Here is a 15512-nt window from a genome sequence, read left to right as displayed (position 1 = left end):
TGAATATGGAAAAGGACGGAGTGGTTGCCGTCCTTTTTTATTAAACTAAAAGCCAAAAAAAAGCGAATAAACCAATTGATTATCCGCTTTCGATATTATCTTTTATTCGTTACTTAAATAGTTTCTTTAACAGATCTTTTCCTTTTTTCTCTAATTCCTTTTTGGTTTTTCTTTCCAGCTCTTTTGCAATTGCTTTCTGAGCCTGCTTTATTGCTTTACTTAAATCAGGTTTTACTATCGGATTATCAACCGTTCCGGTAATTTTAACTGCTACATCAAATGCTGGCACATTTTCAAGACCTGGTACTTGAGTAAAAAGTTTGTTGATGTCACCTCCCAAATCTTCTTTTGGCAATTTCATATCCATAGTAAAATCAAGCTTTCCATCAACCGACTGTGTTCCATATACCGTTGCTGGATTTCCTGCAATTTTTGTCGTAAATGGCTTCACAACCACATTCCCATTTGTGATTTCAAATTCCATATCGAACTGAGAAACCGAAATTCTTTTGTACTTATCATTTTTTAAGGCTGCAGCCAAAGCATCAAAAGCTTTGTTTTCCTTAATTAAGATTTTGCGAGAATGTAAAGCTCCTTTCCCATTTAAGCTTGCAGGAATTGGATTCATTTCAGTATCAAGCAAACCAGTAATATTCATATCTGACGAGACCTTTCCTTCACAGTTCATGGCTATTGGCATCATCTTCTTAATCATACTAAGGGAATGGTAAGCATTATTGATGTCAAAGTCATTAATATCCAGACCAAAATCAATCTCAGGCTTAGTAACATCAATGGTTTTGTACATCCCATTCATGGTCATATTCCCTTTAAGCAAATTCATAGAAAGGTTGGTAAGTTTGGCAGATGCATTCTTTACCACAATTAAGCCTTTCACATCTTCAATGTCCATTTTATCAAAACGAATGGTATTAAAGTTGGAGCTTAATCTTAAATCCAGATTTGCAGGAACCTCGATAACCGATAACGGCAATGTATCCTTCGAATTTTCAACTTCCTTGGTTTCTTCGGCCATAAACTCGTTCAAATCCATCATCTTCGAACTCAAGTTAAAATTGCCTTTAAGAACTTTCCCCTTCATGGTATATGGAATGTAATTCTCAATTTTTCCTTTCAGTTGAATATCTGACTTTCCAATTCTAGAATCAAATGAACTAAGACTAATATAACGTGGAGTAAAATCAAGAACTGATTTTATAATTTTAACTCCCTGCGGAAAATCTGGTGTCGTGAATACAAAATCATTCAACACAACACTTCCTTTCGCCATAAATTTCTCAAACTCCTCGTTTTCGATTACCGAATATCGTCCCTTAAAAACCACATCAGAATTAACCATACCAGCAATATTTATACTATCCATAGGAATGGCATGCTTAATCTTTTCAAAATCAACAATTCCTTTAAAGAATCCACTTATCAATGGATCTGTCATTGGATTTTTCACATGTATTTCAGCATCGAAAGGATTGTTAGCTACCTCAAAATGGAATTTATTGACATCTGTTGTAAGCAAATCCAATTCACCTCCTGGGTGATTCACCTGGGCATCAATCTGAATATTCTGAACTGACTCTGGCAAGTCAACATATTTTAAACTTGCTTTGTCCACTTTCAATTTGGCGCCAAAAGCAGGATATGATTCTTCTTTATATTCTCCTTTTGCAAAGGCATTTAATTCAAATTCACCAGAAGTTTCCAAACCTTCCAAATCAGATTTAAATACATCAGGCACCATAGCCAACAATGATTTGAAATCTGTCTTCTCAGCATTTAATTTAAGGTCCATGCTATATCCATTGTCAAGCATTCCGACCTGGCCATCAATTCCAAAATGCAGATCATTAATACCCAATTGATTTTCCATGAATTTAAAGATCATGTTTTCAAGATCAGCTGCAAGATTAGCAGTTAAATTCATGCTTGCATTGTTCAAGTATCTTGCTCCTTCATAATCAAAACTAATACCGGTTAAAGTGGTTGCAACATTTAAGTTGGTTTCCTTTGCCGAAAAATCACCACTTAAGTTCAAATCCAAATCTTCCACCGCAAAAACAGCCTTCATAGAGGCATCATCATATAACAATCCGAAATTCTCTATTTTAACCTCATCAAAAATTACTTTAAAGTCAGAAGCTTCTCCCGATTCTTCAACAACAACTTCTTCACCTGTCGACTTTACAATATCCCAATTGGCCTTACCTGTTTCTAAAACTTTCGCCTTAACTTTTGAATCTGCCAACACAATAGTACCAACTTTGATCTGAGATCCTGATAAAGCTGAGGATAAATCTACAGCAGTATAAAGTCTACCCACAAAAGCCAATGTATCCGATGCAAATTCATTTTTACCTACCACACTTACATTTTGTAATTCAATATAGAGGTTGGGAAAATTTTTAAGCATAGATAGAGAAAGATCTCCAATTTCTACTTTTGCATCAACGGCATTATCAATTTCAGCCTTTACTCTTTCAAATATCTGATCTTTAAAAAAATAAGGCAGAATAATCAATAGCGCTAAAAGGAAAACTAAGATTCCTCCAAAAATTTTAAGAAACTTCTTCATTGCTAAAAGTTAATTTGGTTTTACATAACAAAAATAGAAAATACTTAAAGAAATACATCAACTGATGGTTTTAAATTCCTGTAATTGTAAAATTAATTTTTTTTCGATTGATCTTTTCCTTCTATCTGAAAGATTTATAGTTTTTTAAGATTTAGAAAGGATTTTAGAAGTTTTTTTTTTATAAAAAAAAGACAAAAAACACTTGCATTACATTTCTAATTTTCCCTATATTTGCAGCGCCTTTAAGGCAAGACGGACGCGTAGCATAACTGGATAGTGCACACATTACGGCTGTGGAGGTTGGGGGTTCGACTCCCTCCGTGTTCACCAGAAAAGACTCATCAAACAAAGATGAGTCTTTTTTTTATGCAATAAACTTTGCTAGAATCAGACACAAAAAAACAAAAATTTAAATACTTGATTGTAAAACAAAAAAGATATTTTTTCGTATTTTTTACTGAGTAGCTTGCAATTAATAGGTAATTTTCCCTATATTTGCACCGCCTTTTAAAGGAAACGGACGCGTAGCATAACTGGATAGTGCACTTGGTTACGGCCCAAGAGGTTGGGGGTTCGAATCCCTCCGTGTTCACTGCAGGACTTATCAGTAATGATGAGTCCTTTTTTTGTACCCTAATTCTTACTGGTTTACTGTACATCTTTTGCTACCAAAACTTTCCTATGGAAGAGAAATGAAAATAAAGTTGCTACCCGACTAATCCATTTTTTTTAATTTCGCCTCTAAGAATTAAACATTATGGCAAAAACGATTAAAACAAACGCATTACGACTACTTGATAAACATAGAGTAAACTATGAGGCGAAAGATTCCACCAATCTAAAAGCCAGAGATATGAGTGATCCAGATGCTTCTCTTATTCACAAAACTCTTGTTACACGTAGCATTAGCAACGAACTCTATGTTTTTATCATCCCACTGTCGAGTGAATTGGATTTGAAAAAAGCTGCCAAAGCTGCAGGTGAAAAGAAAATATTGATGTTACCAGAAAAGGAATTATTACAAAACACTGGTTACATAAAAGGAGGATGCTCGCCGATTGGCATGAAGAAACAATATAAAACCTTTTTAGAGCTTAGTTCTGTTTCAATGGAGCAAATTATTGTTAGCGGTGGAAAAGTGAATTTTAGAGTAAAACTAAATCCACTGGATTTAATGCAAATTACCAACGCCAAAGAGTTTGATCTGATTCAAGAATTATAATATACTTACAACAAGTAAATCATCAATTTCAATAAGTCATTCACCTTATTTTTAATAAGATGGTACAGTAAAGACTTAAGCTTCAAAAATCTCATGTTAACTGTAAAAAGAATACAAGCTTCAGTAATTACTATACATTTTCGAATTTAGATTCATCTAATTTTGTCATTACCAACAAAATAAGATAATTTAAAAGAAAAAGTATGACAAAAATGAAATGGGATGAATCCAATATTCCAAATCAAAAAGGAAAAGTTATAGTTGTAACAGGATCGACAAGTGGAATTGGAAAAGAAGCTGTGAGAATTCTTTCCGACAAGGAGGCTACTCTGGTTATGGCTGTTCGAAACACTGAAAAAGGAGATTTGGTTGCAGCTGAAATTCAAAATACAAATCCGAAAGCCATTATTAAAGTTATACCACTTGATTTGACCAGTTTGGAATCGATTAAAGATTTTGCGGAAAACTTCAGCCAGTATTTCAACAGGCTGGATGTTCTCATCAACAATGCTGGTATCATGATGTGTCCTTTTGGCAGAACAGAAGATGGCTTTGAAGTGCAAATGGGAACCAATCATTTGGGACATTTTGCTCTTACAGGGCTTTTAATGCCTCTGCTTAAAAAGACCAAGAATTCAAGAATTGTGGTTACTTCAAGTGTTGCACACAAATTCGGAAATATTAATTTATCAGATCTGAATTGGGAAAACAGAAAATACAATACCAACAAGGCATATGGCGACAGTAAATTAGCAAACCTTTATTTTGCCTATGAATTGGTTCGAAAATTCAAAAATGATGCTGATGCACCCATGGTAACTGTAGCTCATCCTGGGTGGACAAGAACAGAACTACAAAGACATAAAGGTGGAATTCGATTTCTGAACAATTTCTTCTCTCAAGTTCCTGCTATGGGAATTTTACCATCGCTTCGTGCGGGATTCGACCCCAATGCAAAAGCAGGCGAATACTATGGTCCTGCTAAATTCTTCGAAATGCAAGGATATCCGGTTAAAGTAAAATCGAATAAACTTTCACATGATGAAGAGATTGCTAAGAAATTATGGGACTTGTCGGAAGTAATAACCGGAGTAAAATATTAACAGTGAACAGTTATCAGTAAGCAGAAATTAAAATGACGATCGTTTATCGTAATCGAACATATACTGTTGGATAATCCAACAATTGTTTTAATTCACACTCTACAACTTACTGTTAATCTTACATATGATGATTTGGCACAATACTTGGCTGGCAATTAATAAATTGTTAAAAGTTTGTATAACTTACAAAACCTAAATTAATTGTTAAGCTAAGTATCATTGCTATGAAATTAATACACCTGAGCATTTTAACAGCTCTTCTTCTATCCTCTTTACTACTTTTCGCAAAAGATTACCAATACAATGAAAAAAATGGAATCAGAACCTTCCACCAGGGAAGTATGTTTGTAAAGGAAGGAGTTCCTTTCCTAACTGTTAAAGGCGATTCTTACGAAATGGGTTTGCAGTATGGCGTTCTGATGAATGATCAAATAGTGGAAATGCAGGTGAAAGTTGACAGCGTAGTGGAAAAATATGTTGGCAAGTTTTTCCTGAAAAAATGGATTGCCAATATGGTATTGAAGTCCAAAATCAGGAAAATAGAAGAGCGGATTCCTAAAGAATTTATACAAGAATTGGAAGGAATGGCCGAAGGTTGCGACCTAAGCTTACGAGAAGTAAAAACCATTGCTTACTTTCCTCAAATCTTTTTTGAGATCAGCTGTGCTTCCTTTGTTTTAAAAAATGAAAATGGCATTGTGCATGGCAGAAACCTTGACTGGCCTGGAATTGAAATTTTTTCCAAGTTTCCATTAATTGTAAATTATCATCGAAAGGATAAAATTCCAACTACCATTTTGAGCTTTGTATGCTATCCAGGAGCTTATACAGGCATGAATCACAATGGATTAAGCATGTCGATTAATATGAATGGCTGCCCAATACCCGAAGACAAAGAAGAAAGTGAATGTGACCGGCATGCCAATGCCTTTTGAGTTGCGTTATGTAATGGAAAATGCAGATGAACTAAGCGAGGTTGATAAAATCTTTAACAATTACAGTACACATGGTTGGTTTATCACCGTTGGTAGCAATAAGGATCAATCTGGTGCGATGTATGAATTGACCAGAGGACAATGCATCAAAAATAAAATGCAGGATAATTATGTTGGCGTAACCAACCTTGCTGTATCTGAAAAAGGAAGATATGAATACAGTCCGATTAACATGCATGGAGAAAGAAATATCACACGAGAAGACAAACTTAAAGAGCTTTACCAAAACATCTCTAACGAAAACTTGGTAGACAAGGCATACCAAATGGTTTCGTCTACTACCTACTACGAATTACCACATGATACTTCGTGGGGATGTTCCATAAACAATGATATCACTGTAAAATCATGCATCATGGACAACACCAATCAAAAAATCTATTTTGCCTATGGCGAAATGCTTGCCGGATGCAATCAATTTTTAGAATATGATCTTGCAACACAAGATGTTTCTGTCTATAAAGAGAAACAAACTATACCCGATGAAGACTACCTAAAAAACAGATTGGTCTTTAAAAAATGGTATAGGGAAAATTGTTCCGAAAAAAAGAAATTGGAGAAGGAAGATTACCTTCAGATGATTGAAAAAGTGAATCAATTGGAATTACAGCCAGCTTACAAATACAATCTGCTTTCGAGATGCTATATAAATCTTGAGAATAAAGAAAAGGCTAATGAATATGCAAGTAAATATATAGCTGAAATGCCAACATTTGGCTCAGCCTATATGACACAATTTACAATCAGCCGACTATCTAAAGATTATGAGAAGGCAATACAATCTATTCAGGAAATGCTTGAAAAAGCACACAACACTCCTTCAGATTATTTTTGGGCAAAACGTCAAATGATTCTAATGTATGACAAACTTCAGGCACAATCACCCAAAGAAGAATATGTGAATAAGATAAAAGTGCTGAATGAAGAATTAAAAGAACTTTGCAAGCCCTTCTTCCTTCGAAATGGGTAAAATCGGAATTGGAGAAGATGGATGAGATTGTAAAAAAGTATTTGTAGGAATCTAAAGTCTTTTCAAAATAAAAAAGAGGGTGTCCAAAAAGTAAGTTCAATCGAATACAATGTCATGTTGAATGAAGTGAAACATCTGTTAATCAAAGGGACAGATTCTTCTCCCGAGGCTTCGGGAGAAGAATGACAATAATATTGAACTTTTTGGACACCCTCTTTTGTTATGTATTTATTTTTTTCGATACTTCGGCTTCATCTTTAATTCAGTAGGACGACTTGAGTATTCCTTTTTGCCAAGCTCAGGAGCTGCTTTGAAATTTTCAGGAATCTCTCCCCCAGTTTTGGCGCTTCTCTCAAGCATCATTTCCAAGGCCAATGCATAATCGTAATGTATTCTTGCATCATCCCTTGTTGTATCATTGTATGCGATATAACGCAAATATTCTACACATTTGTAAAACCATTCATCAGGATAATCTGCTCCATAACGTTTGTTAAGCCTTACCATGAACTTTAATCGATCAATCACCTTTTGTTTGTTAAGGGTGGAATCGGCTAACAATGCATCAATCGATTTTATGGCATGAGTATAGTCTTTTTTGAAATGAATGTTATCAGAGATCTTCTTCAATCGAATATTAAACTCTTTTCCTTCAAAATCACACAATGTAGTCATTACTTCTGCACTGCAATACTGTGTTTCATTTGCCAATTTCTTATCCACCTCTTCCTTCCCGAATAGTTCAACAAACTTGTTGTAATTATCGGAAACCTCCTTCAAATATGGGTTATCATATCCTGAAATGCAATCATTATACAGTTTCCATATGACAGGTTCAGTTAATTTTCCTCCATTCTTAATGATTTCATCGAAGCCTGCCTTTACAGCATCTCGTTTGTAAATTGATGACATATACCTCACATAATTGATCATGAAATCCTGATCACGATTCCCCTCATCATATTGTGAAAGGATGTATTCCGATGTGGTTTGAGGCTGCAATGCTGCTTTCCCAAGGGCAATAAATTTTTCTGATGATTTTCTCCCTCCACTTCTGTGTACAATCTTTTCATTTTCAGGTTTTATGAATGCATAAGTTGGGTAAGATTTCACTGCATATTTCTTAGCCAGCAATTTACCTTCTTCTGTTTCAGCATCTATCTTTAGGCAAACAAATTTACTATTGTAGAATTCCCCAACCTCTGGCAAAACAAACACTGTTTTAGCCATATTTAGGCATGGTCCACACCATTGCGTGTAAAAATCTATAAATAGCAACTTGTCTTCCTTTTGAGCTTTTACCTTGGCCTCTTTCCAATTGCCATGAAAGAACTGAATTCCCTCTGTTTTTTCCGCAAACACACTGCTACTAATAAAAAGTAACAATGAAATTTGCAATATTTTTAGTTTCATCTGTTTATAATTTATTTCCTATTGTCAGATGGAACTCTCGATGAATTTTAATCATTACCTCCCGTGAGCACTCAAACTCTGTTCTCATGTGTGCATTTTAGAATATTAAAATTCATGTTCGTTTCATCATTATATCTCTCTTATTGCGATAACTCTCCCTACTTTTTTAACAATATCACCACTAAAAAATGAACTGATAAAGACAGTCATCTTCAATCTAAAATAAGGATAAGATATGCAGTATTCTACTGATACTGCATACCTTATAAGAATTTATTTTTTTAATATCCAGGATTTTGATCCACTGGATTTCCATTCGTTTCACTTGATGGAACTGAAGAGATTCTGAAATTTTCGATTCGCTGACGATATTGTGCTTCAGCATCGCTTCCTTGGGCAATTGCTTTATCCAATGCTTCCCTAAGAATATCATTTCTCTCCAACAATTTTTCTGCTCCAAATCTTCTTAAAGCAAAATATTCATGCCAGTTTTCAAATGACATCTCGATTAACCACTCGTTACAAATTGCAGTTTCAATTTCCTCCTGTGTTGCATGAGGAACAGGATTGGCTCCTGCACGCGCTCTGATTGCTGCAATTGGAGCATATGCATTTTCATATGTACCACCACTACGATATATAGCCTCTGCTTTCAACAAATAAATTTCTGCTGTACGCAAATACATTAATGGTAAGTTATTTGATGAGTTAACAAGTTTTTTAACCGTTGGGTTGGTATAAACCGTTCCTGCCGTTCCGTAACGATAATCAACTACAACGGTATCACCAATAATTGCATTGTATCTTGGATCATCTCCCAATAGATTGATGTAGTTAGAAGATGGGCCCCATTTTCCAGAACTAAAAGAAGTTATTCTTGTTTCAAGACTGGATGCTTCAGTGTCTCCAAATACTCTACCAAAAAGAATTTCGCCGGTACTTTCCCAATCGGAGAAAATTGTTGAGTAATCAGGTGCCAAGGCATTTTCAGCATGAGCCAGTACTTCATCTGCCATACTTATACAGTCAGAATATCTTTCCATTTGAAAAAGCACTCTTGTTTTTAAAGCTTTGGCAGCCACTTTTGAAGCTTGTGAACATCCCGAATAGTCAGGACAATAATCTATTGCAATCTCCAACTCTTCCAGAATCATTTCATAACTATCAGCAACTGTAGATCGATCTTTCTTCACATTTTCAATTGACGGCAAATCGTTACGAATAATTAAACCCAACTTACTATCCATATCCCAATGCTGGGTGAATCGTAGCATTAATCTTTCATAGGCCAAAGCTTTTAAGAAATGTAATTCTCCAACAATTTCTTCTTTTCTGTTTCCTTCAAAATCATCAATTCCTTCAATAGCAGACAACAAAAAGTTGGCATTCTTTATTAATCCATAATCATAGGACCATTCATTACTTCCATTACCATACAATACTGGCCAATAGCGTTCGTAAAACCAAACAGCATTTCCTCTTGTCCACCATTCAGGTTTTCTCATGGTACCAGCTTTAAAACTACCTTCAACCATAATATCCCTTGAATCGTAAGCATCAGCAGATAAGTTTGCATATACCCCGATTAAAGCCAATTCAACCTTTTTAGCATTGGTGATGGCCCCATCTAAATCAGCCTCGTACGGAGGCAATTTTTCTAAAAAATCATCTGTTGAACAACCAAACAGCAAAACACTGATTAGTAATATATTTATATATCTTTTCATAGAATTTGCTTTTATAAGTTTAACTTCAATCCAACTGAATAAGTTCTAATTCCAGGGTAACTGGTTTCATAGTTACCTCCAAAATTACCATTAGCGTTCACTGTCGCAGGATCGGTTCCCGGATAGGAAGTAATTGTGAATACATTCGTGCCTGACACATAGACTTGTCCACTTACAGGTAAACCTTTAATCTTTGGAATATTATACGAAATCCTCAAGTCCTGTAATCTAAAATAAGAAGCATCGTGTAAACTCAATGTAGTCAATGCAGGAACTCCCTGTCCCAAATAAATTGCCGGAATCTCAGCATCGGTATTCTCTGGTGACCAACGATTGTACAAATTGTAATCAACAAGTCCTGTTAATTGTCTTGGTACATTCTGTAATGTTTTACCATAGTACTTCAAGCCTCCAATCTGGAATCCAAAATTGGCAGTTAAGGAGAAGCGCTTGTACTTGATATCTGTATACATTCCTCCAAACAAATCCGGATCAGGATTTCCGATGAGTGTCTTGTCTTTACTGTCTACTTTCCCATCACCATTTAAGTCTGTAAATTCAAGGTTTCCAGGATACAATGTTCCGTAATAAGAAGAGTGTCCATTGTCTACAGCATTTGCATTCAACTCATCAATTCTTTCCTGATTTTGAATGATGCCATTGTACTCATATCCAAAGAAAGAACCCATGGCATGTCCAACTGCCAATACCTGTGATCCTGTTCCCTGAACAATGGTTCCACTGGAATTCTCAACTGCACCCTCTTCTTCCAATTTTCGAACTTCATTCTTATTGGTAGCAAGGTTCAGTCCCAAATCAAACACAAAGTCTTTTCTATCAATAATCTTTGCTTTAATATTGAACTCAAATCCCTGATTTCTTACACTCCCAATATTGTAATACATATCCTCTACAGCCATACTTGAAGGAAAAGAGAATAGTCTTATTAGGTCTTCTGTATCTTTTCGGTAATAACCTAATGATCCTGTCAATCGATAATTGAACAATGCAAAATCCAATCCTGCATCATACTGTGTTGAAAGCTCCCATTGGATGTCTTTGTTACCTATCTGAGAATGCTCAATACCTGGCTGATCATTATATTTGGTAGCCCTGTACAAATCTCTGTTCGAATAACTATTTAGGTTCTGAATACCAGTCTTACCCGCTGAAACTTTTAATTTTAGGTCATTTATAAAGTCAGCATCACTTAAAAAGTCCTCTTTGTTGATTCTCCATGCAATTGCTCCCGATGGGAAGAATCCGTAACGATTGTTCTTACCAAACATAGAAGAACCATCGTAACGAGCAGTAACAGTAAAAAGATACTTATCATCATACTTGTAATTTAAACGAGCAAATGAAGAAAACAGGGATCTCCCTCTCTTTCTATCTTCTGATCTATCAAAATCAGTTCCTGCAGAAACATTCGTGTAGATCTCATCCATTGCAAAACCACTCTTTGCAAGGTAACCCGACTGGCTTTCAAAGTCTTCATAAGAAACACCACCAACAAAGTCAATATTATGAACTTCATTAAATGTTTTTGCATAACTCAAGGTATTGTCAAGCACCGTATTGTAACCTCTGCTTTCAGCCTTGCTTGCCGATGCTTCATTGTACCAACTCAAATAACTTGGCGAGAATTGATAATTGTAATTCATGTATTGATTTACCGAGAAACTGGTCTTGAATTTCAGGTCTTTCAATACGGTTAGTTCTCCGTAAAGATTACCGGATAGCCTGTATTCATCTGAGTTGTTGATCTCGTTTGATTCTGCTACTGGATTCACATCGTAATAAGAAACTCCATCCTCACCATATACAGGTAAATCAGGACGTTCTCCCTGAGCTAAAAACATGGAAGTACCTGATCGGCTCTGATCTGTGTAAGACAAATTGATTCTTGTCCCGATCTTAAATTTAGAATTGATATTGATATCCAAGTTCACACGTCCTGAATATCTTGTCAGATCATCATGAACAACCATCCCCTTGTGATCCATTACGGAACCGGAAATAAAATAAGAGATATCCTTACTTCCACCACGTACTGACAGGTCTATATTCTGTCTGTTTGCTGTTTGTTTTACCAAATCAAACCAATCGGTGTCTGCGTCACCAACATATCCACCATCCGGATCAAGAATGTTCTCTGCCGTTCTGTTTCCCGGATCTACTACCAATGTTTGGTTGGCCAATTCAGTTAAATAGGAACGGAACTCATCTCCATTAAGCATTGAGAAATTTTTAATCTGAGAATCCGTAGAGTAATTATAGGTAACAGAAAATTTAGCTTTCTCATTCAACCTACCTCTTTTGGTAGTGATCATCAACACACCATTTGCAGCCCTTGATCCGTAAATGGCCGAAGCAGAAGCATCTTTCAACACATCAACCGAAGCAATATCAGAAGGTGGAATGGAATTTAAAATCTCCGAATCATCGGTTGGAACACCATCAATCACATACAATGGTTCATTACTACCTGTAAGCGATGTGGCACCACGAACTCTTACTCTTACCGTTTCACCCGGACGACCTGTGTTTCCGCTTACCATTACCCCTGCAGCCATATTCTGCAACAGTGAGATAGAGGATGGAACGTTTTTCATTTCCAACTCCTTCTCAGAAACACGGGCTACCGAACCTGTAAAATCTCTAACAGCAGTTGTTCCATATCCAACAACAACAACCTCTGCCATCTGCTCTGTATCCGAAGTTAATGTAATGTTTTCTACCTCCTGTCCATTGTAAACAACTTCCTGAGGCAACATTCCAACAAAAGAGAAAATTAATACTGCATTTGGATTTTCCAATTCCAAAGTATAGTTCCCGTTGATGTCGGTAGCAACACCTGTAGTGCTCCCCTTAATTACAACAGATACACCTGGTAAAGGCTCCCCATATTTATCGGTTACTTTTCCTTTCAATTTTTTCTTTTCCTGCACTTCCTTGATAACGGGAACAGGATCTTTTTTGGTAATGATTACAAAATCTTCAACAATTTCGTACTTTACCGGTGCTTGCTGACAAATTTCATTCATCACCTCTTCCAAACTGGCATCTTTCATATCCAGCTGAACTTCAATCTTATCGTTTATTTCATGCACATTGTACATGAAATAAGTTCCTGTTTGATGGTTTAAATCTTCCAACACATCAACCAATGATGATTTGACCTGAACACTAACTTGTTGTCCGAGAAGAACAGATGCAGAAAGCTGCAAACTTCCAACAAGAATTAAAATAAAACTTAGCTTCATAACAAGCAGGGTTTTTCGAATGGAAGGTGACATACACCTCCACATAAGGTTTTTTTTCATAACTTTATGGTCTAGATTAATACTGCCATTGACAATTCTCAATGGTTGTTATTTGTTAAAACAGGGAATGTGGCCGCATTTCCTGTTTTTTATGTGCTCTTGGGTGGCCGCCACAAAAGCGCAATATCTTTATTCAGGTTTCCCTACAATTATTTTATCATCTTTAATAGCAAACTTTACATCAGCTATCTTTTCAATCATTTCAAGTGTAAAGTCCAAGGATTTGTCTTTCTTGGCTGCACCTGTAAATCTGTATTCACGATACTTGTAATCGGTAAAGAAGAATTCAACATTGTACCATCGGCTTAACTGATGGCAAATTTCTTCCAATGACTGATCTTTATAACGAAACACTCCATCTTTCCATGAGGTATACAATGCTGTATTTACCTTTTCTACCTTAAATCGATTGTCTCCTTTTTTTACTGTAGCCTGAAATCCGGGCTTCAACAACTCCTTATTGCCCAAACAACTTAGCTCTACGCTACCCTCAACCAAAGTCGTTGAAATGTGCTCCTCATCATCGTATGCTGATATATTAAAGCTTGTTCCCAGCACCTTTACTTCGGTATCGTGAGACGCTATCACAAATGGTTTGCTCGGATTGTGCGTAACTTCGAAATAGGCTTCTCCAGTTAATTCCACTTTCCTTTTGTTTCCCACAAACTGCACAGGATATCTTAAGCTCGATTCCGAATTCAACCAAACTTTTGTTCCATCCGCTAATACCAGCGAGTACTCTCCTCCTCTTGGTATTTCAATTTGATTGTAAATCACCCTGTCTTTAGCAGAAGAAGCATTATCATATATCAATTCGCTATCGGCATTTTTTTGAATCAAAGTCCCATCCGCTTCAGTTATCAACTCCTTGTCACTCTCTTCAAGATTCACTTTCTGTCCATTTTCAAGCGTAAGTACCGCCTTTTTAGTGCCAATGCTTGATATTTCCGCAAAATTGTAGTCCTTTTCAAAATCATAATCATTTCTTACCTGCTCAATCATGAAATAGCCAACTGTAAATAAAACAACAACTGCTGCGGCATAAGGCAACCAGGTATGTAATTTTCTTACTTTCGATCTCTTTTCAGGCTTCGATAATGATTTGCTAATATTCAACCATGCATTTTCTTTTCGAATTTGATCCAGCTTGCTCAAAGCATCACTCTCTTTAAAAAGAGCCAAATATTTGGCAAACTCCTCCGTATTGGCCTCATCTTCTTTCAGCCATTCCTGTAGCTTTTGAACCCCCGAATCAGAAATCCTTCCTTGCTGATATTCTTGAATTAACTCTAATATATGTTCTTGCGAAATGTGCATTTTCTTCATTGTTTAAACCTATAAGTGTGTTTTTGAGAAACGGGTGACAAGTTTTTTCAATTTTTTTCCAAAATATCTTTTAAAGTAGTGAATAATGGGAAAGTTGAATGAGTAATGAGTATGAAAAGTTCGGAACTCATAGCTACTTCCTCAACTTTTTACTTTATATCCCGATTCTCGGGACCAGAAGAGCTGGCTTTATACTTGTAGCTTTACGGTATCAAAATCATCACCAATACATCCAAATTACTGCGCAACTGCTTTAAAGCTCTAGAATAATGTGTTTTTACTGTATTGATGGAAATATCCATTTCTTCAGCAACTTCGGCATATTTCATTTTCTCAAAAGCGATGGCTTCGAAAACGGCTTTGCATTGGGCAGGTAAAAGAGCAATCTCTTTATAGAGTTTTTCTTTTCTTTCTTCCAATTGCTGACTTTCGTATTTGTCTTCGATGATATCGTAGGCCTTATTCTCTATTTCTTCGAATCGAAATTTTTGATCTTTTTTTATCTGATTAATGGAATTGTTGCGAACAATAGTAAACAGGTATGACTTTATGGAACCAGTAAATTCTATCATCCTCTCCTTTTCCCACAAGTTGATGAAAGCTTCCTGTACAATGTCTTCTGCTTTCTCGTAGGAATCGAAATATTTATAGGCAAATACGCAAAGCGGGGTGTAGTACAAATCGAACAACATACGAAGACCTGTTTGGTCTCCACTCTTAAATTTTTGAATGATATTTTGTTCGTGTTGCTTCATATTTACTGCGGTAAAAGTAAAAAAGCTTGTGGAAAATACAAAAGACCATTGGATACAAGCCATGAGCTAAGAACAATTCCATTTT

10 protein-coding genes and 2 tRNA genes are annotated in these 15512 nt (G+C 36.0%); 6 read left to right on the top strand and 6 right to left on the bottom strand.

Features of this window, described 5'->3' with window-relative positions:
- Positions 1-109: 109 nt before the first annotated feature.
- Positions 110-2590 (bottom strand): AsmA-like C-terminal region-containing protein, encoded by a 2481-nt coding sequence (locus JCM15579_RS06685; RefSeq protein WP_054717549.1) that lies wholly within the window; start codon positions 2588-2590, stop codon positions 110-112.
- Between the two features lie 254 nt (positions 2591-2844).
- Here JCM15579_RS06685 and JCM15579_RS06680 point away from each other — a divergent pair.
- The 6 genes from JCM15579_RS06680 (at position 2845) to JCM15579_RS06655 (ending at position 6880) form a co-directional block, all read left to right on the top strand.
- Positions 2845-2920, top strand: a tRNA-Arg gene (locus JCM15579_RS06680).
- Positions 2921-3108: 188 nt separating this feature from the next.
- Positions 3109-3182: transfer RNA gene (locus JCM15579_RS06675), tRNA-Arg, on the top strand.
- 165 nt (positions 3183-3347) lie between these two features.
- A complete protein-coding gene (locus JCM15579_RS06670; RefSeq protein ID WP_054717547.1) occupies positions 3348-3812 on the top strand; it encodes a YbaK/EbsC family protein in 465 nt (154 codons plus the stop codon).
- Positions 3813-4015: 203 nt separating this feature from the next.
- Positions 4016-4915: an oxidoreductase gene (locus JCM15579_RS06665; RefSeq protein ID WP_054717543.1), complete on the top strand. Its 900-nt coding sequence runs from the start codon at positions 4016-4018 to the stop codon at positions 4913-4915.
- A gap of 224 nt (positions 4916-5139) precedes the next feature.
- On the top strand, positions 5140-5850 hold the full coding sequence (locus JCM15579_RS06660) for a C45 family peptidase (protein WP_054717541.1): 711 nt from the start codon (positions 5140-5142) through the stop codon (positions 5848-5850).
- The gene (locus JCM15579_RS06655) at positions 5786-6880 is read left to right on the top strand and encodes a tetratricopeptide repeat protein (protein ID WP_172677381.1); all 1095 of its coding nucleotides are present in this window, start codon (positions 5786-5788) and stop codon (positions 6878-6880) included. The genes JCM15579_RS06660 and JCM15579_RS06655 overlap by 65 nt, the downstream gene beginning before the upstream one ends.
- Before the next feature lie 228 nt (positions 6881-7108).
- Here JCM15579_RS06655 and JCM15579_RS06650 read toward each other — a convergent pair whose 3' ends face one another.
- The 5 genes from JCM15579_RS06650 to JCM15579_RS06630 form a co-directional block, all read right to left on the bottom strand.
- Positions 7109-8293 (bottom strand): thioredoxin family protein, encoded by a 1185-nt coding sequence (locus JCM15579_RS06650; protein ID WP_054717535.1) that lies wholly within the window; start codon positions 8291-8293, stop codon positions 7109-7111.
- A 281-nt stretch (positions 8294-8574) separates the two neighbouring features.
- Positions 8575-10020 (bottom strand): RagB/SusD family nutrient uptake outer membrane protein, encoded by a 1446-nt coding sequence (locus JCM15579_RS06645; protein ID WP_054717534.1) that lies wholly within the window; start codon positions 10018-10020, stop codon positions 8575-8577.
- Positions 10021-10031: 11 nt separating this feature from the next.
- A complete protein-coding gene (locus JCM15579_RS06640; protein WP_054717532.1) occupies positions 10032-13346 on the bottom strand; it encodes a SusC/RagA family TonB-linked outer membrane protein in 3315 nt (1104 codons plus the stop codon).
- A gap of 129 nt (positions 13347-13475) precedes the next feature.
- On the bottom strand, positions 13476-14672 hold the full coding sequence (locus JCM15579_RS06635; RefSeq protein WP_054717529.1) for a FecR family protein: 1197 nt from the start codon (positions 14670-14672) through the stop codon (positions 13476-13478).
- A 203-nt stretch (positions 14673-14875) separates the two neighbouring features.
- The gene (locus tag JCM15579_RS06630) at positions 14876-15427 is read right to left on the bottom strand and encodes an RNA polymerase sigma factor (protein WP_054717527.1); all 552 of its coding nucleotides are present in this window, start codon (positions 15425-15427) and stop codon (positions 14876-14878) included.
- Positions 15428-15512: the final 85 nt, after the last annotated feature.

Source organism: Marinifilum fragile JCM 15579, from assembly GCF_001310955.1.
Classification (GTDB): Bacteria; Bacteroidota; Bacteroidia; order Bacteroidales; family Marinifilaceae; genus Marinifilum; species Marinifilum fragile.
Note: the sequence above shows the minus strand (reverse complement) of the source record. Positions and strands in the feature narration are given on the sequence as shown.

Excerpts from the sequence above, each read along its gene's own strand:
- JCM15579_RS06635 (WP_054717529.1), bottom strand. The coding sequence starts at position 14,672 with ATGAAGAAAATGCACATTTCGCAAGAACATATATTAGAGTTAATTCAA.
- JCM15579_RS06660 (WP_054717541.1), top strand. The coding sequence starts at position 5,140 with ATGAAATTAATACACCTGAGCATTTTAACAGCTCTTCTTCTATCCTCT.
- JCM15579_RS06640 (WP_054717532.1), bottom strand. The coding sequence starts at position 13,346 with ATGAAAAAAAACCTTATGTGGAGGTGTATGTCACCTTCCATTCGAAAA.
- JCM15579_RS06645 (WP_054717534.1), bottom strand. The coding sequence starts at position 10,020 with ATGAAAAGATATATAAATATATTACTAATCAGTGTTTTGCTGTTTGGT.
- JCM15579_RS06670 (WP_054717547.1), top strand. The coding sequence starts at position 3,348 with ATGGCAAAAACGATTAAAACAAACGCATTACGACTACTTGATAAACAT.
- JCM15579_RS06630 (WP_054717527.1), bottom strand. The coding sequence starts at position 15,427 with ATGAAGCAACACGAACAAAATATCATTCAAAAATTTAAGAGTGGAGAC.
- JCM15579_RS06650 (WP_054717535.1), bottom strand. The coding sequence starts at position 8,293 with ATGAAACTAAAAATATTGCAAATTTCATTGTTACTTTTTATTAGTAGC.
- JCM15579_RS06665 (WP_054717543.1), top strand. The coding sequence starts at position 4,016 with ATGACAAAAATGAAATGGGATGAATCCAATATTCCAAATCAAAAAGGA.
- JCM15579_RS06685 (WP_054717549.1), bottom strand. The coding sequence starts at position 2,590 with ATGAAGAAGTTTCTTAAAATTTTTGGAGGAATCTTAGTTTTCCTTTTA.
- JCM15579_RS06655 (WP_172677381.1), top strand. The coding sequence starts at position 5,786 with ATGGCTGCCCAATACCCGAAGACAAAGAAGAAAGTGAATGTGACCGGC.